This is a genomic window from Sulfitobacter sp. BSw21498, from assembly GCF_006064855.1.
Classification (GTDB): domain Bacteria; phylum Pseudomonadota; class Alphaproteobacteria; order Rhodobacterales; family Rhodobacteraceae; genus Sulfitobacter.
Map to the genome: position 1 here is coordinate 1,131,643 of NZ_CP040753.1, position 16,573 is coordinate 1,148,215.

General features: G+C 59.8%; 16 protein-coding genes, 1 tRNA gene and 1 riboswitch. Of the genes, 11 read left to right on the forward strand and 6 right to left on the reverse strand.

Annotation, left to right across the window (positions count from 1 at the left end):
* Window positions 1-79: 79 nt before the first annotated feature.
* Window positions 80-1,270: a TAXI family TRAP transporter solute-binding subunit gene (locus E5180_RS05490; protein WP_171048901.1), complete on the reverse strand. Its 1,191-nt coding sequence runs from the start codon at window positions 1,268-1,270 to the stop codon at window positions 80-82.
* A gap of 525 nt (window positions 1,271-1,795) precedes the next feature.
* Window positions 1,796-1,896: riboswitch (TPP riboswitch) on the forward strand.
* 67 nt (window positions 1,897-1,963) lie between these two features.
* On the opposite strand from E5180_RS05490, the gene thiD reads away from it, so the two are divergent.
* From thiD to E5180_RS05540, 10 genes are read left to right on the forward strand one after another with little or no spacing between them, the layout of a single operon-like run.
* Window positions 1,964-2,770, forward strand: coding sequence for a bifunctional hydroxymethylpyrimidine kinase/phosphomethylpyrimidine kinase (gene thiD, locus E5180_RS05495; RefSeq protein ID WP_138923508.1), 807 nt, complete (start codon window positions 1,964-1,966; stop codon window positions 2,768-2,770).
* Window positions 2,767-3,762 carry an FAD-dependent oxidoreductase gene (locus E5180_RS05500; RefSeq protein ID WP_138923509.1) on the forward strand — a complete coding sequence of 332 codons (996 nt, stop codon included), beginning with the start codon at window positions 2,767-2,769 and terminating at the stop codon, window positions 3,760-3,762. Before thiD ends, E5180_RS05500 begins: the two co-directional genes overlap by 4 nt.
* A complete protein-coding gene (gene thiS, locus E5180_RS05505; protein WP_138923510.1) occupies window positions 3,746-3,943 on the forward strand; it encodes a sulfur carrier protein ThiS in 198 nt (65 codons plus the stop codon). Before E5180_RS05500 ends, thiS begins: the two co-directional genes overlap by 17 nt.
* A 1-nt stretch (window position 3,944) precedes the next feature.
* Complete coding sequence (locus E5180_RS05510) at window positions 3,945-4,718, forward strand: thiazole synthase (protein WP_138923511.1); 774 nt, start codon at window positions 3,945-3,947, stop codon at window positions 4,716-4,718.
* On the forward strand, window positions 4,715-5,311 hold the full coding sequence (locus E5180_RS05515; protein ID WP_138923512.1) for a thiamine phosphate synthase: 597 nt from the start codon (window positions 4,715-4,717) through the stop codon (window positions 5,309-5,311). Before E5180_RS05510 ends, E5180_RS05515 begins: the two co-directional genes overlap by 4 nt.
* The gene (locus E5180_RS05520) at window positions 5,308-6,312 is read left to right on the forward strand and encodes a ThiF family adenylyltransferase (RefSeq protein ID WP_171048902.1); all 1,005 of its coding nucleotides are present in this window, start codon (window positions 5,308-5,310) and stop codon (window positions 6,310-6,312) included. The genes E5180_RS05515 and E5180_RS05520 overlap by 4 nt, the downstream gene beginning before the upstream one ends.
* The gene (locus tag E5180_RS05525; protein WP_138923514.1) at window positions 6,299-7,237 is read left to right on the forward strand and encodes an ABC transporter substrate-binding protein; all 939 of its coding nucleotides are present in this window, start codon (window positions 6,299-6,301) and stop codon (window positions 7,235-7,237) included. The genes E5180_RS05520 and E5180_RS05525 overlap by 14 nt, the downstream gene beginning before the upstream one ends.
* The gene (gene tenA, locus E5180_RS05530) at window positions 7,234-7,917 is read left to right on the forward strand and encodes a thiaminase II (protein WP_138923515.1); all 684 of its coding nucleotides are present in this window, start codon (window positions 7,234-7,236) and stop codon (window positions 7,915-7,917) included. Before E5180_RS05525 ends, tenA begins: the two co-directional genes overlap by 4 nt.
* Window positions 7,914-8,639 (forward strand): ABC transporter ATP-binding protein, encoded by a 726-nt coding sequence (locus E5180_RS05535; RefSeq protein ID WP_138923516.1) that lies wholly within the window; start codon window positions 7,914-7,916, stop codon window positions 8,637-8,639. Before tenA ends, E5180_RS05535 begins: the two co-directional genes overlap by 4 nt.
* On the forward strand, window positions 8,636-9,379 hold the full coding sequence (locus tag E5180_RS05540; protein WP_138923517.1) for an ABC transporter permease: 744 nt from the start codon (window positions 8,636-8,638) through the stop codon (window positions 9,377-9,379). Before E5180_RS05535 ends, E5180_RS05540 begins: the two co-directional genes overlap by 4 nt.
* Before the next feature lie 47 nt (window positions 9,380-9,426).
* Here E5180_RS05540 and dmdD read toward each other — a convergent pair whose 3' ends face one another.
* Window positions 9,427-10,236, reverse strand: a complete 810-nt coding sequence (dmdD, locus tag E5180_RS05545) for a methylthioacryloyl-CoA hydratase (RefSeq protein WP_138923518.1) — start codon at window positions 10,234-10,236, stop codon at window positions 9,427-9,429.
* 369 nt (window positions 10,237-10,605) lie between these two features.
* Here dmdD and E5180_RS05550 point away from each other — a divergent pair.
* A tRNA-Val gene (locus tag E5180_RS05550) sits at window positions 10,606-10,681 on the forward strand.
* A gap of 209 nt (window positions 10,682-10,890) precedes the next feature.
* Here E5180_RS05550 and E5180_RS05555 read toward each other — a convergent pair.
* The 4 genes from E5180_RS05555 to tgt form a co-directional block, all read right to left on the reverse strand.
* Entirely contained in the window at window positions 10,891-11,268 is a 378-nt protein-coding gene (locus E5180_RS05555) for an HU family DNA-binding protein (protein ID WP_138923519.1), read from the reverse strand.
* 160 nt (window positions 11,269-11,428) lie between these two features.
* Window positions 11,429-13,840, reverse strand: a complete 2,412-nt coding sequence (gene lon / locus E5180_RS05560) for an endopeptidase La (RefSeq protein ID WP_138923520.1) — start codon at window positions 13,838-13,840, stop codon at window positions 11,429-11,431.
* A gap of 295 nt (window positions 13,841-14,135) precedes the next feature.
* Complete coding sequence (locus E5180_RS05565; protein ID WP_138923521.1) at window positions 14,136-15,233, reverse strand: alkene reductase; 1,098 nt, start codon at window positions 15,231-15,233, stop codon at window positions 14,136-14,138.
* 105 nt (window positions 15,234-15,338) lie between these two features.
* A complete protein-coding gene (gene tgt / locus E5180_RS05570) occupies window positions 15,339-16,466 on the reverse strand; it encodes a tRNA guanosine(34) transglycosylase Tgt (protein WP_138923522.1) in 1,128 nt (375 codons plus the stop codon).
* Window positions 16,467-16,573: the final 107 nt, after the last annotated feature.

The following is a 16,573-nucleotide window of genomic DNA, read 5'->3' on the forward strand; positions in this document are numbered from 1 at the left end:
GCAATTAAAGCCGCTTATGCGATATCTTTAAGAGGACGGAGCAGCGGTACCACTCCGTCCTTTTGTCGGTCCGGTGGCGTTACAGACGCGAGCGGAAAGGCTCGAGGCCGTCGGTGTGCTTGGCCAGAATGTCGAGGTATTCCTGGTTCTCAAAATTCATCTCGACGCCCTGTTCCATCGCTTCTTTCATGCCGGCGTTACGCGCGGCGATCCAGGCGTCCATCTTTTCGATGGCGGCGGTGTTCCAGGTATCGTCTTCTTCGGTCCACTGGCCGATTTCGCGCAGGTATTTCACCGTGCCCTCATGCACCGGGATCGGGTTGGCATCCAGGAAGTTGCGGAAATGCTCGATCGACATACGGGTCGCCAACGCATGCGATCCTTTGTAGTTGTCGTGGGATTCATCGATCCATTTCGCCATGTTGTAAACGAAGTCCTCGTCTGCCGTGACCGGCACGGCGTAGACAAAGTTCGATGTCATGGAATCAACGCCTTTGGCGGTGCTTACGCCCATGGATATCTTCGACGGGATGGTCATGGGGCGGTGGCTCAGATAGCCGTCCCAGCCCTCTTTGTTGGCAGGATCCATCGGCAGCCAGCGAATGCTGCCCGGCGCGCCTTCCATCTCGGACAGGACCGAGGAGATCGGCGAACAATAGGCAACGTCAGATTTACCTTCGACGACCGAGCGGCAGTTTTCACTGTAGCTTGAGGCAGGAACGAACTCGATCTTTTCTTGCGCCTCTTCTGGCGTCATGCCGATAAACGCGGGCAAAGCTTTGGTGATCGCGGCCACAATCGCGGGCGAGAACACGCCGGATGTGACGCGCACGCCGCCTTTGCCAATGTCTTCAAGGGTTTGCAGATCGGAATCCCCGGCCACAACAAAGCCCCAAGGCGTATCGTTATGGTGCCACATGATGCGTTGCGGCATTGGTTTGGCCGAGGCATAGCCGCCGACCCCTTCCGCCTGCAACGCCATTTCCGACGCCGAGACAGAGGCAATTGCGACATCCTCGCGGTCGGTCAGACGCTTGTAGCGCATGGGTTCGCTGTCTTCGGGTACAATCCTAACGGTCGTTCCGGTTTCTTTTTGCAGCGTGGGCCCCCAGCCGTTGGTCGAGGCAAAGCTGCCCGTCGACGTGCCCGGTGTGGCGATCACCAGCAGGCGCGGCCATTCATAGTCTTGCGCCATAGCAGCACCGGAAAGCGCCATGGATACGGCGATAGACCCGACGGCGGCCTTGGCAAAACGTGTCATATTTTTCATGTGGTTTCTCTCCCTGTTTTTCATCTTTGGATTGTTCGGGATTGCCGCATCACGGCTGCCGCAGAATATGCAGATGTCACTCGGCACCTCCCAATGCTCAACGAAACGCGTTCGGTATGACCCGCTGAACGGGCAAAGAACGCGTCCTCCCGAGTGCCGAACTCCCTCCTCCCGAGGTTGTCCGACTCAATCTATTTAACAGCCTAGGGGTTAGATATTTCGATGCCAATACCGCAGAACAGAACTTGATACCGCAGCGAGGCATGGGTTTTTGGCAAACCGCCTTAGCTTGCTGATGCCAAAGGGTTAACGGCGTCGAATATGGGCTTCGTTACGTTACGTTGCTTTGGGTTACGAGGTGTTATTTCGACTGACAAGCGTCAGGAGAGCTGTCGAAACAGGCCGGATTTTGCCCAAATAAACGCCACTATCGGTCGAATATTTTGCAGCTTGCACCGATCGGTGAACTTGGCTACGCCTAAGGCAACGACGCTGTTCGCCCCTCATTTGGGCAGCAGCATTAACATCTATCCGTCGGGGTGCCCTTTGGGGCTGAGAGGTGCAAGCACCGACCCGTCGAACCTGATCCGGGCAATACCGGCGTAGGGAACGGGTATCTTTGTGCAGCGGCCTGGTGTCGATATCGCAAAGCTCATTCTTGCGTCCGTTTGTCCGCCACTGAGAGGCGAAGACGTGACCAAGAAGACCCCCATTTCCCTAACCATCGCCGGTTCGGACAGCGGCGGCGGCGCCGGCATTCAGGCGGATATCAAGGCGATGTCGGCCAATGGTGTTTATGCCGCCAGCGTGATCACCGCCGTCACCGCGCAAAACACCCGTACCGTCAGCGCCGTTCATGAAATCCCCGCCCAGATTGTGTCGGCCCAGATCGACGCCGTGCTGTCGGATCTGGATGTGCAGTCGATCAAACTGGGGATGCTTTTTTCGCCCCAGATCATTCAGGCGGTGGCACAGGCGCTAGTCGGTTTCAAAGGGGCCGTCGTGGTTGATCCGGTGATGATCGCCAAATCCGGTGATGCGCTGTTGCAGGACCAAGCCGTCGCAGCGCTGATTACTGATATCCTGCCAGGTGCCGATCTGCTGACCCCCAACCTGCCCGAAGCCGCCCGCCTGCTGGACCAGTCCGAAGCCACCACCGCCGACCAGATGGTAGCGCAGGCCCGATGTCTGCTTGATATGGGGCCTAAAGCAGTACTGATGAAAGGCGGACATGGCGCGGGCGACATCTGTAGCGACGCGCTTGTCACCGCGCAAGGTGTTGCATGGCTGTCTGCACCGCGCATCGACACGCGCAACACCCATGGGACGGGTTGCAGCTACGCCGCTGCCATCGCCGCACAGCTCGCGCATGGCGCCCCCTTGGCCATCGCGGTACAGGCGGCCCATAGCTATCTCCACGAGGCTATCCGCGCCGCCGACCGTCTTTCTATCGGTACCGGCCACGGCCCCGTGCACCATTTTCACGCGATCTGGCCATGACCCGCATCACCGTCATCGGCGCAGGCGTGGCAGGGTTGTGCATCGCGCGCGTCTTGCTGGATCGCGGGGCCCGCGTGCATCTGATCGACCGTGCCAGCCAGCCCGGCCCGCAGGGGTGTTCGTGGTGGGCGGGTGGGATGCTCGCCCCCTATTGCGAAGGTGAAAGCGCCGAAGAACCCGTGGTGCGGCTCGGTCAACAAGCGGCGGACTGGTGGGCGCAGCATACGACGTCCCTCCAGCGCTGCGGCTCGCTTGTCGTCTCTCCAGCGCGGGACACAAGTGATCTGACGCGCTTTGCGCGACGCACGGATAGCCATAAAACTTTGACCGCCACAGAGATCGAAGCGCTTGAGCCCGATCTGGGCGATCGCTTTGCCAAGGGCCTGTTTTTCGAGGACGAAGCCCATCTGTCCCCCCGCACTGCGCTGGCAGAGCTGTGGCGCGGACTGGTCGCCGACGGGGCCACCTTCGAACAATGCGAAGCCGACCCGGATGCGCGCGCGAAAGACGGGTTGGTGATCGACTGCCGAGGCTACCATGCACGCGCCGATATGCCCGCGTTGCGTGGGGTGAAGGGTGAGATGGCGCTGCTGTCCTGCCCCGACGTCTCCATCAACCGCCCTATTCGCGTGCTGCACCCGCGTGTGCCAATTTACCTCGTGCCGCGGGGAGACGGTGTTTACATGCTGGGGGCCACGATGGTCGAAGGCCGCGCAGGCTGTCACGCCAGCGTCCGGTCTGTGCTGGAACTACTGAGCGCGGCCTACGCGCTGTCGCCCGCTTTTGGCGAGGCCGAGATCCTCGAGATCGGCGTCGACAGCCGCCCCGCCTTTCCCGACAACCTGCCGCGCATCGAACGGCAGGGCAATCTGATCCGCGCCAATGGCCTTTATCGCCACGGTTTTCTGCTGGCCCCCGCGCTGGCAACGACGGTGGCCGACCTGATCCTTGACGCCAAAACACCGGAGATGTTCCATGAAACTACAGCTTAACGGTGCCCCGCTCGACAGTGACGCGACCACTCTTGCCGCCTTGCTTGAGGCCGAAGGATTTGGCGGGGCCAAGGTCGCCACAGCCGTGAACGGCAGCTTTGTCCCAGCCACGCTGCGCACGACGCATCCCCTTAATTCAGGCGACAGCATCGAAGTGCTCGCCCCCATGCAGGGAGGTTGAGATGCGCAGTTTCTACGGCGAAACGCTTGCCAATGGTCTGATGCTGGGCACCGCGCAATACCCGTCGCCCAAAGTGCTGTCCGACGCCTTTGCTCGCAGCGGTGCAGCGGTGGCAACGGTATCCCTGCGCCGCGAAAGCGGGCGGGATCGCGCCGGTCAGGATTTCTGGGAGCTGATCCGCGCGCTTGATGTGCATGTGCTGCCCAACACCGCCGGCTGCCACAGCGTCAAGGAAGCCGTCACCACCGCCCATATGGCACGCGAGGTCTTTGATACCCGATGGATCAAGCTTGAAGTCATCGGCGAAGAAGACACGTTGCAACCGGATGTTTTTGGTTTGGTCGAGGCCGCGCGCATTCTGACCGAGGACGGGTTTCAGGTCTTTCCCTACACCACCGAAGACCTTGTGGTCGCGGACAAACTTTTGCGGGCGGGTTGCGAAGTGTTGATGCCCTGGGGCTCGCCCATCGGGTCGGGCATGGGGCTGAACAACGTCTTTGGGCTGCGTGCCATGCGCGCGCATTTCCCCGACGTGCCGCTGGTGATCGACGCGGGCATCGGCCTGCCTTCGCACGCGGCACAGGCGATGGAACTGGGGTTTGATGCGGTGCTGCTGAACACCGCTGTCGCCAAGGCAGGTGATCCCGCCGCCATGGCCGAAGCTTTTGCCACTGCGATCCGCGCCGGACAGCTTGCCGCCGACGCCGACCCGATGCCGCCCCGCGATATGGCCGCGCCCTCGACTCCGTTGATCGGAAAGGCGTTTCTGGAATGAGCCTCGACCGTTTCTATCCAATTTTCGACAGTGCGGCATGGCTGGACCGACTGGTGCCGCTGGGGATCAAGCTGGTGCAGCTTCGGATAAAGGACACACCCGCCCCCATGCTACGCCGTGAAATCCGGCAGGCCAAAGCGATCTGCGCGGCACATGACTGCACCTTGGTCATCAACGATCACTGGCAGATCGCGTTAGAGGAAGGCTGCGATTTTATCCATCTGGGTCAGGAGGATCTGGATACCGCAGACCTGTCTGCCATCCGCGACGCTGGTGCGCGTCTTGGGGTCAGTACCCACGACAAAGTAGAGCTGGCCCGTGCCCTCGACCTGCGCCCCGAATATATCGCTCTTGGTCCCATCTATCCGACGATCCTGAAAAAAATGAAGTGGCACGAACAGGGGCTGGACCGTCTGCGTGACTGGCGCGATCTGGTAGAGCAGACCCCGCTGGTGGCAATCGGCGGCATGTCCGTCGCCCGCGCAGCCGGAGCCTTTGACGCCGGTGCCGATAGCGTCGCGGCGGTGACTGACATCACCCTGCACGCCAACCCCGAAGGTCGCATCGCCGATTGGCTGAGGGCCACACGATGACCCGTTACGACCGGCAGACGATCCTGCCAGAGGTGGGCACGACAGGCCAGCAGGCGCTGGCGGCTGCGCGTGTGGTCGTGGTTGGCGCAGGTGGGCTGGCCGCGCCGGTGCTGCCGCTGCTTGCGGGTGCCGGTGTGGGGCATATTACCTTGATCGATGGCGATCATGTGACGCTGTCAAACCTGCACCGACAGACACTGTTCACCGAGGCCGATATCGGCACCGCCAAAGTCATCGTCGTCGCCCGCGCCATGACCGCGCGCAACAGCAGCTGTACGGTTGTGTGCCATGCTGTTCCCCTTGCGCCGGACAATGTCGCGACGCTCACCCAAGATGCCACGTTGGTGTTGGATTGCGCCGACAGTTTTGCGACCAGTTATGTGCTCTCAGATCACTGCCTTCAGGCGGGTCTGCCCCTGATCAGCGCCTCGGCGTTGGGGTTCGGGGGCTATGTCGGCGGGTTCTGTGGCGGTGCGCCGTCGCTGCGGGCGGTGTTTCCCGACCTACCCGACCGCGCTGCCAGCTGCGACACGGCAGGGGTCATGGGGCCGGTCGTTGCCATGGTCGGCGCGGCGCAGGCGCAGATGGCCCAAGCGTGTATTCTGGGATTGTCGCCGTCGCCGTTGGGACAATTGGTCAGCTTTGACCTCGCGTCCTACCGCTTTGGCGGCTTTCGCTTCGACACCGCGCCAGAACCCGATCACGGCTTTAGCTTTATCGCGCCGTCCCAAATCCGCACGAGCGATTGGGTCGTGGACCTGCGCGGCCAAGGCGAAGCCCCAACAGCCGCAACCCCGACTGCGCTGCGCATCACCCTGCCCGATTTTACCCGAGATACCCCCCGCCCCTCGCACCAGACCCGCGCGGTGATCGCTTGCCGGTCTGGTTTGCGCGCGTGGCAGGCTGCGACCCATCTGGCCACCTACTGGAACGGCCCCGTTTCCCTGCTCGCCATGGGCGACCCATCCCCTTTGAAAGGACAAACCAATGAAAATATGTAATATTCTGGCCGCACTCGCACTGACCACTGGACCTGCTCTGGCCCAAGACGAGATGACGCTTCTGCTGGACTGGTTCGTGAACCCGGACCACGGGCCGATTATCGTCGCGCAGGAAAAAGGGTATTTCGCCGAACAAGACCTGAAGGTCGACGTCATCGCCCCCGCAGACCCATCCGACCCGCCCAAGATGGTCGCTGCGGGCAAGGCGGACCTCGCGATTTCTTACCAGCCGCAGCTGCATCTACAGATCCACGAAGGCTTACCGCTACAACGGGTCGGCACGCTGGTCGCCACACCGCTGAACTGCCTGCTGGCGTTGACGGACGGACCCATTTCGTCTCCGGCCGATTTGGCGGGTAAAAAGGTCGGGTTCTCTGTTGGCGGTGTTGAAGAAGCGGTGCTCGGCGCGATCCTGACCCATCACGGGCTGTCGCTGGAAGATGTGGAGCTGGTCAACGTGAACTGGTCACTGTCGCCGTCTCTGATGTCCGGTCAGGTCGACGCCGTCATCGGTGCGTTCCGCAATTTCGAGCTGAACCAGATGGATATCGAAGGCGTCGATGGCACCTGTTTCTACGTCGAGGAAGAAGGGCTGCCCTCTTACGACGAGCTGATCTACGTCGCCAACCGCGACACGATGGACAAAGACATGATCGCACGGTTTCTGGCAGCCACAGAGAAAGCGACGCAGTATATCGTGAACCACCCCGACGAAAGCTGGGAGATCTTCGCCGCCACCTCGGCCGACTTGCAGGACGAGCTGAACGCCCGCGCATGGAAAGATACGCTGCCGCGCTTTGCGCTGCGTCCCACCGCGATGGATGTCGGACGCTACGCCACATTCGAGACGTTCTTGCACGACGCGGGACTGATCCCCGAGGTATTGCCTGTGTCGACCATCGCCATTGATGTGACCGCCCCATGACCGCGCCGGACTATGGCCGCAGCTTCGCGCATTGGCGCGGAGCGGCAGCAGAGGACTGGCAGGGCTACACGCATCATCCTTTCGTTGAAGGGTTGCGCGACGGCAGTCTGCCGCGCCGGTGCTTCGTGAACTACTTGATCCAAGACTATGTTTTCCTTGTGCATTTCGCCCGCGCCTGGTCGATGGCCGTGGTCAAGTCCGAGACGCTGGAAGAGATGAAGACCTGCGCCACCACGGTCGATGCGCTGGTCAATCATGAGATGGCACTGCACATTCGCACCTGTGCCGCGGCGGGCATTAACGAAGCCGCGCTGTTCAACGCAATCGAAGCCCCCGCGAACGTCGCCTATACCCGCTATGTATTAGATGCGGGGATGCAGGGCGATTTCCTTGACCTCATGGCAGCACTGCTGCCCTGCGTTATGGGCTATGCCGAGATCGGGCAGCGGTTGGCACAGACGCGCAGCGCCGACACCCCCTATGCCGAGTGGATCGATACCTATGCCGACCCCGAGTATCAGGGAATGTGCCAGACAGTCGGCGCGATGGTCGATCAAGCGGTTGCGCGGCGGATCGGCGATCTTGAACAGGCACCCCGTCGCGATACGCTGCAAAAACGCTTTGCGACCGCCACGCGGCTAGAGATCGGGTTCTGGCAGATGGGGCTGGACCTGCCATGACCCCGCCGCCCGCATTGCGCCTTGTCGGGCAGCACCAGATCGACAGCCGCCCGTTGTTCGAGGCCGACATTACTTTGCCCGCAGGCACATGGACCTGTTTGTTGGGGCCGTCGGGCGTGGGCAAATCCACTGTGCTACGGCTCATGCTCGGGCTGGAAACCGGCGGGGTATTTGCGGGCACGATCACCCCCTCGGACGGGCAGCCGCTGGACGGGCGGATCAGCTATATGGCGCAGTCCGATCTGCTGTTGCCGTGGCTGAGCGTGATCGACAACATCATGATCGGCGACCGGTTGCGCGGCGCCCCCCCCGACAGGGACCGCGCAACTGACATGCTTGCGCGCGTCGGGCTGGCGGACCATGCACAAAAGAAGCCGTTGGCGCTGTCGGGCGGCATGCGACAACGCGCAGCACTTGCGCGGACCTTACTTGAAGACCGCCCCGTCGTCTTTCTGGACGAACCCTTTTCGGCGCTGGACGCCGGCACCCGCGCCGCTATGCAAGAGCTCGCTGCGGAATTGTTGAGCGGGCGCACAGTGTTGTTGGTGACCCATGATCCGGCAGAGTCCGCGCGGCTGGCCGATCACATCCTGATCCTGTCCGCCGAGGGCGCACAAAGCTGGCCAGTGCCCGCGCCCCCCACACCACGCGCCATCACCGCCCCCGAGACCTGGGCCTGCCAGAGCGCGCTGTTATCCCATCTACGCGGTGTTCCCGCATGAGGCGCAGTGACATACCGCTTGCGATCCTGCTGGGATTGGCGCTGTGGCAAGGCATCGTGCTGCTGACCGATGCACCGCATTACATTTTGCCCTCGCCATGGCGCGTGGCGCAAGCGGCGTATCATGCCCGCGTGAGCCTTTTGGAAAATGCCTGGGTGACCACGGTCGAGGTGCTGCTGGGTCTGCTCATCGGTACGGGCCTGGGGGCAGCGACCGCGATCCAGCTGTCGCTGTCCAAAACCTCCGAGCGTCTTTTGCTGCCGCTGTTGGTCTTTACCCAAGCCGTGCCTGTCTTTGCGCTCGCGCCGCTGCTGACGCTGTGGTTTGGTTACGGGATGGGGTCAAAGATCGTGATGGCGGTGCTGATCATCTATTTTCCGGTAACTTCGGCCTTTCACGACGGGCTGACCCGCGTGCCCACCGGCTACCGTGATCTGGCCCAATCGATGGGGGCACGCCGCTTGCGTTTTATGCGCCATGTGCAAATCCCGCAGGCGCTGCCGAGCCTTGCAACAGGGCTGCGGCTGGCAGCCGTCTATGCGCCCATCGGGGCCGTGATTGGCGAATGGGTCGGTGCGTCAAAGGGCCTTGGCTATCTGATGCTGCTCGCCAATGGCCGCGCCAAGATCGACCTGATGTTTGCCGCACTGATCGTGCTGGCGTGCCTGACCGTCCTGCTGCATCTGGCCGTCGGGCAGCTGGCCCTGCGCCTGACACGTTATGCCGAAGGGCGCATGTAAATAGGTCTGGCTCACGCCCGCCGACGAGGCGTGAGCCAAGGAGCTCGTTACCCGGCGTTGGGGCGGACCCGCGCGCCACTTTTATCGGCAAAGGCCGCAAGTCGGGCACGGGCGTCAGGCTGGGTATTGACCAAACCGGCGACCACGGCCTCGGCATAGGCGGCATCCATCGCGGACATGTTTTGCATGTGGCTCACCGCGCTACAAATCGCAAAGTTAGACAGCGGCAGGTTCTGGGCGGCCTGGCGGGCAAGCTCCATCGCCTTGTCCATGCTGGAGCCTTCGACGATATACTGCGCCAACCCTAAATCGACCGCCTCTTGCCCCTGATAGACGCGGCCCGTCAGCATCATGTCAATCATCCGCGCCTTACCCACCAGATCGGTGACACGGATCGTAGCACCACCGCCCGTGAACAGACCACGCTGGCCTTCGGGAAGCGCAAAATACGCGCTTTGATCCATCACTCGCACATGGGCAGAGCTGGCAAGTTCAAGCCCCCCACCGACGACAGCCCCCTGCAACGCGGCGATCACCGGCACGCCGCCATATTCCATCTTGTTGAATGCTTCGTGCCAACGCAGACAGACGTGCATGAAATCGGCCGGGCTGCGGTCTGCGTCATGGTGTTCAATCAGGTCCAGCCCGGCGCAAAAGTGATCCCCCGCGCCTGCGAGAACCACGGCACGGACACCGGCACGGGGTGCCGTGGAAAAGAAGGTCACCAGCTCTTCGATCGTGTCGATATCCAGCGCGTTCCGCTTGGTGGGCCGGTTCAGGGTCACCACCCAGACGCCATCGTCATGCGCCTTGATATCCAGGTTGCGGTAGCTGGTCGGATCAATCTGAACGGCCATGTGAAGTCCTCCTCTTTTGGGGCCAGTTTTTTGGTCGGCCCCGATGCCTCGCTGCTGCAAGGTCTTGCTGAATATAAGCAAAAGGCACTCCCACCTTTTGCGTGAATGCCCATTGAGTAACCTGCCCATGACACCCCGTCTATCGGTGTTCCGATAATTTCAGCACGTCGGGTTCCCCAAGGGCAAAGCCCCCGCTAAGATTCGCGTTACGGCGATCACCTTGAGGCGGCAAAACCGTTTAAAAACGCACTGTTACCGTGTGTGTTCACCGCAATCCGGCACTGCGAAAGAAAAAAATCAAAAATAATCGTCGGGGCGTTAAAAATGGGGTTGAACCCCGCCCGATCCTTAGGGTAGTGAAGCGTTACCGGGTCGTTAGCTCAGTTGGTAGAGCGCTTCGTTTACACCGAAGATGTCGGGAGTTCGAGCCTCTCACGACCCACCATTTCACCACATACACAGTTCTACCAACGCAAACTGCGCCAACGGCGACAGGGTTTTCTGCGTTTGTTTGCAGAGGCTTATTAGCCTGCCCCCGCTTGGATCGATAGCCCGCGCCCTACAAACGGCAAAGCCCCCCACCAAGGTGAAGGGCTATTGTCGCTATCGTATCGCTAAAAATAATCTGCGCCGGAAAAGCGGCAGACCAAGGGATCACACGTCGGTCAAATCGACATCTGCGTCTTGCGCTGAAGCGTCGCCCTGCCCCGGTGTAACCTGACGCACTTTCACGCGGATCATCTTGCCGTTTTTCAACTCTTTTTCATTGATCACCTTCAGCTTGCCAAACGGCAGAAGGTTCAGCTCGCGACTGTCTGACAAGGCTTCCCCGAGAACAGAAAGCATCGCTTCGACGACGGGTTTCGCATCGCGTTTCTTCACGCCAGAACGCTCGACCACTGTATCGATTAGCTCTTTCTTGCGCATCACCGGCCCCATGATCACCGGATGTGGGGCATCAACAACGGCGGGTGTTGCGGTATCGTCTGCGATGTCGGCATTGGGCGTATTGGTTTTATTAAGAGTAGTCATAAAGCTGCTCGTCCTTTCAGCAGGTTAGCAAAACCCTAGCGAGGCGGCGGCAGGTCATCCAGAAAGGCCTGGAGCCAAACCCGTATCGGGCGAAAATTCATATGGCTTATGTTAGAAAGCCCGCCCCGAGGGGCGGACTTATAGTCATTGGCGTTCCAGCTTAGTGCGCTGTGGCACTGTCGCCTGCGGCGTTCCGGCGAGCCAAAGCAGCGGCGGCGGCGGCGTCTTCGGCATCTTGATCCCATTCGATCGCTTGCGGTTCGCGGACCAGCGCGTGTTTCAACACCTCGGAGACGTGTTTGACGGGAATAATTGTCAACCCTTCTTTCACGTTATCCGGGATATCCGGCAGGTCTTTTTCGTTCTCCTCGGGGATCAGAACGGTGGTGATACCGCCGCGCAGCGCCGCCAACAGCTTTTCTTTCAGGCCGCCGATTGGCATCGCATTCCCGCGCAAAGACACCTCGCCCGTCATCGCGATATCGCGGCGCACGGGGATTTGCGTCAGTACCGACACAATCGAAGTGACCATCGCCAAACCGGCAGACGGACCATCTTTGGACGTCGCACCATCCGGCACGTGGACGTGGATATCCAGCGTATCGAACTTGGGCGGCTTTACCCCGATCTTGGGGCTGATCGACCGCACATAGCTGCTCGCCGCGTCGATGGATTCCTTCATCACATCGCCCAACTTGCCTGTGGTCTTCATCCTGCCCTTGCCCGGCAGGCGCAACGCTTCGATCTGCAGCAGTTCGCCGCCGACCGACGTGTAGGCCAGCCCGGTCACAACACCGACCTGATCTTCAAGCTCGGCCAACCCGTAGCGGTACTTTTTCACGCCGAGGAAATCCTCGATATTGTCGCCCGTCACGGTAATCGCGTCGGCCTCTTTTTTGACGATCCTGGTCAGCGATTTCCGTGCAACCTTGGCGATCTCACGCTCAAGGTTCCGCACGCCGGCTTCTCGGGTGTAATAACGGATCATGCTGGTCAAGGCACTGTCTTCGATGGCAAATTCCTTTGCCTTCAGACCGTGGTTCTTGATCTGCTTGGCCACAAGGTGCTGCTTCGCGATCTCGCGTTTTTCATCCTCGGTATAGCCCGACAGGGGGATTACCTCCATCCGGTCAAGCAACGGTCCGGGCATGTTGTAGCTGTTCGATGTGGTCAGGAACATGACATTCGACAGATCGTATTCCACCTCAAGGTAGTGGTCGACGAATGTGCCGTTTTGTTCCGGATCAAGCACTTCGAGCATGGCCGATGCAGGGTCACCACGGAAATCCTGACCCATCTTGTCGATCTCGTCGAGCAGGATAAGCGGGTTCGTGGTTTTCGCCTTTTTCAGCGCCTGAATGATTTTGCCGGGCATGGAGCCGATGTAGGTCCGACGGTGGCCGCGAATCTCGGATTCGTCACGCACACCACCCAGTGAGATGCGAATAAATTCACGCCCCGTGGCCTTGGCAACGGATTTACCCAGCGATGTTTTACCCACACCAGGAGGGCCAACAAGGCACATGATCGGGCCTTTCAGCTTGCTCGATCGTTGCTGGACGGCAAGGTATTCGACGATGCGTTCTTTAACCTTTTCAAGGCCGTAGTGGTCATCATCCAGCACTTTTTGTGCTTTCCCAAGGTCCTTCTTGGTGCGCGACTTCACGCCCCACGGGATCGACAGGATCCAGTCAAGATAGTTGCGCACAACCGTGGCTTCAGCCGACATGGGAGACATATTCTTGAGCTTCTTCAGCTCGGCGTCGACCTTTTCCTTGGCCTCTTTGCTCAGCTTGGTGTCCGCAATGCGGGCTTCAAGCTCGGCCACTTCGTTCTTGCCGTCTTCGCCATCACCGAGCTCGTTCTGAATGGCTTTCATCTGCTCGTTCAGATAATACTCGCGCTGCGTCTTCTCCATCTGGGATTTGACGCGGGTCTTGATCTTTTTCTCGACCTGCAAGACGGACATTTCGCCCTGCATCAGACCATAGACTTTCTCAAGCCGCTCGGACACCGACAGGGTCTCAAGCAGGTCTTGTTTCTGCTCGACCTCGATCCCGAGATGCCCGGCGACCAGATCGGCCAGACGCGCAGGCTCGGACGCTTCGGTCACTGCAGACAGCGCTTCTTCGGGGACGTTTTTCTTGACCTTGGAATACCGCTCGAACTCTTCGGCGACGGTTTTCAGCAACGCCTGAGTTGTGGTTTCATCACCGGGCTCTTCCGTCAGATATTCGGCTGTCGCTTCAAAGAAGCTATCGTTCTCAAGATATTCGGTGATGCGCACCCGCGCCTGTCCTTCGACCAGCACTTTAACAGTGCCGTCGGGCAGTTTCAGCAGTTGCAACACATTCGCCAACACGCCGGTGTTAAAAATGCCGTCGGAATCGGGGTCATCCACACCGGGGTCGATCTGGCTGGACAACAGGATCTGCTTGTCATCGGCCATGACTTCTTCGAGGGCGCGCACGGATTTATCACGGCCAACAAAGAGCGGTACGATCATGTGGGGGAACACCACAATATCGCGCAGGGGCAACACCGGGTAGGATGCGTTCAGAGGCTCTAACATGCTCTTTTCCTTATACTGCAAGATGACACTGGCCCCTATCTTAGGCGACCGTTCGTTCATCTCCTGTTCTGAGTAGGATATTTGGGGACCCTACTCGCCTGTTTCAATCCCCATTATGCTGTGATCCGTTCGAACGCGGGCCATCTGGCGTGAGGTCCGCCCCAGAATGAACCGCCACCGGCGGACAGACAAGCGCGGATCGCATGATTAGCGGCGAAAAGCGGCAATAACCATGGTTAACCGGCCCGAATGACAAAAAACGGGCCGGAAATCTTCTTTTTCGCGCTTAGCGAGCTTATTCCGCAGCGACCTGTTCGAGGAAGGGATAATCGGTATAGCCCTCTTCCCCACCAGCATAAAAGGTGCTTGTGTCACCGTCGTTCAGCGGTGCGTTGAGCTCGAGCCGTTTGGCCAGATCGGGGTTCGCGATATAAGGGCGACCAAAGGCCACCAGATCAGCCTTGCCGTTGGCAACTGCGTCAATCGCCATGTCGCGGTCATACAGGTTGTTCGCCATATAGACGCCGTTGAACAGCGACCGCAGCTTGCCGAGGTCTTCGTTGCTGTCCAGATCGCGCGACTGGCCGGTCGACCCTTCAACCATGTGAAGATACGCCAGATTGTATTTATTCAGCGCGTCGACAACGTAATCAAAGGTTTCTTGCGGATTATCGTCGGCGATCGCGTTCGCAGGGGAAAACGGCGACAAGCGCAGACCGACGTGATCGCTGTCCCACGCATGAACGACACCGTCCAGCACTTCGAACAGCAGGCGCGCGCGGTTTTCGACCGATCCGCCATAGGCGTCATCACGTTTGTTGCTGGAGGTTTTCAGGAATTGATCCAGCAGATAGCCGTTGGCCCCGTGGACCTCGACGCCGTCAAAACCGGCCTTACGCGCCATTTTGGTCGCATGGACATAATCGGCGACGATGCGTGGCATCTCGTCGAGTTCCAGCGCACGGGGTTCGGATGTGGGGGACATCCCGTTCTTGGTAAAGGTTTTAACATCCGCCGCGATGGCCGACGGGGCGACGGGTTTCTGACCATCCGGCTGGATATCAACATGGCTGATCCGGCCCACATGCCACAGCTGGATCACGATCTTGCCGCCTTTGGCGTGCACCGCATCGGTTACCTTTTTCCATGCGGCAACCTGCCCTTCGGTGTAGATGCCCGGCGTTTTGATGTACCCTTTGCCTTCGGCGCTGATCTGGGACGCTTCGGTAATGATGATCCCGGCCCCGGCGCGCTGTGCGTAGTATTCGACGTGCATATCGCCGACTTCGCCGGTGTCGTCATTGGCGCGGCTGCGGGTCAGCGGGGCCATGACAATGCGGTTCGCGGCCTCGATTGCGCCGGTTTTCAACGGGGTGAATAATGCCTCAGTCATGGAAAGCTCCTATGGGGTGTTGTCTCTTGACTACAGCACCTAAACCTCCGCCCCGTCATCACAAGGACCGGGGCGCAGGTTTATTCCAATCGATGGAAGGTTTTCCTAAAGCGGGTCGATGTCGCCCTGTGCCCGCTGGCTATGAAAATCAGCCTGCCACGCGTCAAATGTGCCCGCCGCAATGGCACCACGCATACCTGCCATGATCTCTTGGAAATAGTGCAGGTTATGCCATGTCAGCAGCATTCCCGAGATCATTTCCTGACTGCGGAATACATGATGCAGATAGGCGCGGCTGTAGTTGGCACAGGCCGGGCACGTGCAGGCTTCGTCCAACGGGCGCGGGTCGTCAGCGTGGCGTGCATTCTTGATATTCACAACACCGTGACGGGTGAAAACCTGCCCCGTACGCCCGGACCGCGACGGTAAAACGCAATCCATCATATCGATGCCACGCGCAACGGCACCCACAATATCGTCGGGTTTGCCCACCCCCATCAAATAGCGCGGCCGGTCCACAGGCAGCATATCTGTAGCGAAATCCAGACAGCCGAACATCGCCTCCTGCCCCTCGCCCACGGCAAGACCGCCGACAGCATAGCCGTCAAAGCCCACATCAATCAGCGCTTTGGCGCTTTCCTCGCGGAAATCTTGTTCAAGTCCACCTTGCTGGATACCGAACAGTGCATAGCCCGGACGGTCGCCAAATGCGTCGCGGCTGCGTTTGGCCCACCGCATCGACAGGCGCATCGATTCAGCAATACGCGCCCGATCTGCCGGCAAGGCAGGGCATTCGTCGAAACACATCACAATGTCCGAGCCGAGCAACTTTTGGATTTCCATCGAGCGTTCAGGCGTAAGCTCGTGCTTTGATCCGTCGATGTGGCTTTTAAAGGTCACGCCCTTTTCGGTCAGCTTGCGCAGTTCCGATAGGCTCATGACCTGAAACCCGCCGGAATCCGTGAGGATGGGTTTATCCCAGTTCATAAATTTATGCAGACCGCCCAAACGGTCGATCCGTTCAGCAGTGGGACGCAACATCAGATGGTAGGTGTTGCCCAGCAGGATATCAGCCCCCGTGGCCGCGACGCTTTCGGGCATCATTGCCTTGACCGTGGCCGCGGTGCCCACGGGCATAAAGGCAGGTGTGCGAATATCGCCCCGTGGGGTAGAAATGACACCGGTACGCGCCGCGCCATCGCGGGCCTGAAGATCAAACGAGAATTTTTTCATGACTGCGGCTATAAGATGTCACCAAGACAGGCGCAATCATGCAGTTCATCTGCCCGATCACGGCGGCTGTCATGGAAGGTCCGCAAAACCGCGCTATATCCAGCGCG

Coding starts and splice junctions, on each gene's coding strand:
- E5180_RS05490 (WP_171048901.1), bottom strand. CDS start 1,270: ATGAAAAATATGACACGTTTTGCCAAGGCCGCCGTCGGGTCTATCGCC.
- E5180_RS05500 (WP_138923509.1), top strand. CDS start 2,767: ATGACCCGCATCACCGTCATCGGCGCAGGCGTGGCAGGGTTGTGCATC.
- thiS (WP_138923510.1), top strand. CDS start 3,746: ATGAAACTACAGCTTAACGGTGCCCCGCTCGACAGTGACGCGACCACT.
- E5180_RS05510 (WP_138923511.1), top strand. CDS start 3,945: ATGCGCAGTTTCTACGGCGAAACGCTTGCCAATGGTCTGATGCTGGGC.
- E5180_RS05515 (WP_138923512.1), top strand. CDS start 4,715: ATGAGCCTCGACCGTTTCTATCCAATTTTCGACAGTGCGGCATGGCTG.
- E5180_RS05520 (WP_171048902.1), top strand. CDS start 5,308: ATGACCCGTTACGACCGGCAGACGATCCTGCCAGAGGTGGGCACGACA.
- E5180_RS05525 (WP_138923514.1), top strand. CDS start 6,299: ATGAAAATATGTAATATTCTGGCCGCACTCGCACTGACCACTGGACCT.
- tenA (WP_138923515.1), top strand. CDS start 7,234: ATGACCGCGCCGGACTATGGCCGCAGCTTCGCGCATTGGCGCGGAGCG.
- E5180_RS05535 (WP_138923516.1), top strand. CDS start 7,914: ATGACCCCGCCGCCCGCATTGCGCCTTGTCGGGCAGCACCAGATCGAC.
- E5180_RS05540 (WP_138923517.1), top strand. CDS start 8,636: ATGAGGCGCAGTGACATACCGCTTGCGATCCTGCTGGGATTGGCGCTG.
- dmdD (WP_138923518.1), bottom strand. CDS start 10,236: ATGGCCGTTCAGATTGATCCGACCAGCTACCGCAACCTGGATATCAAG.
- E5180_RS05555 (WP_138923519.1), bottom strand. CDS start 11,268: ATGACTACTCTTAATAAAACCAATACGCCCAATGCCGACATCGCAGAC.
- lon (WP_138923520.1), bottom strand. CDS start 13,840: ATGTTAGAGCCTCTGAACGCATCCTACCCGGTGTTGCCCCTGCGCGAT.
- E5180_RS05565 (WP_138923521.1), bottom strand. CDS start 15,233: ATGACTGAGGCATTATTCACCCCGTTGAAAACCGGCGCAATCGAGGCC.
- tgt (WP_138923522.1), bottom strand. CDS start 16,466: ATGAAAAAATTCTCGTTTGATCTTCAGGCCCGCGATGGCGCGGCGCGT.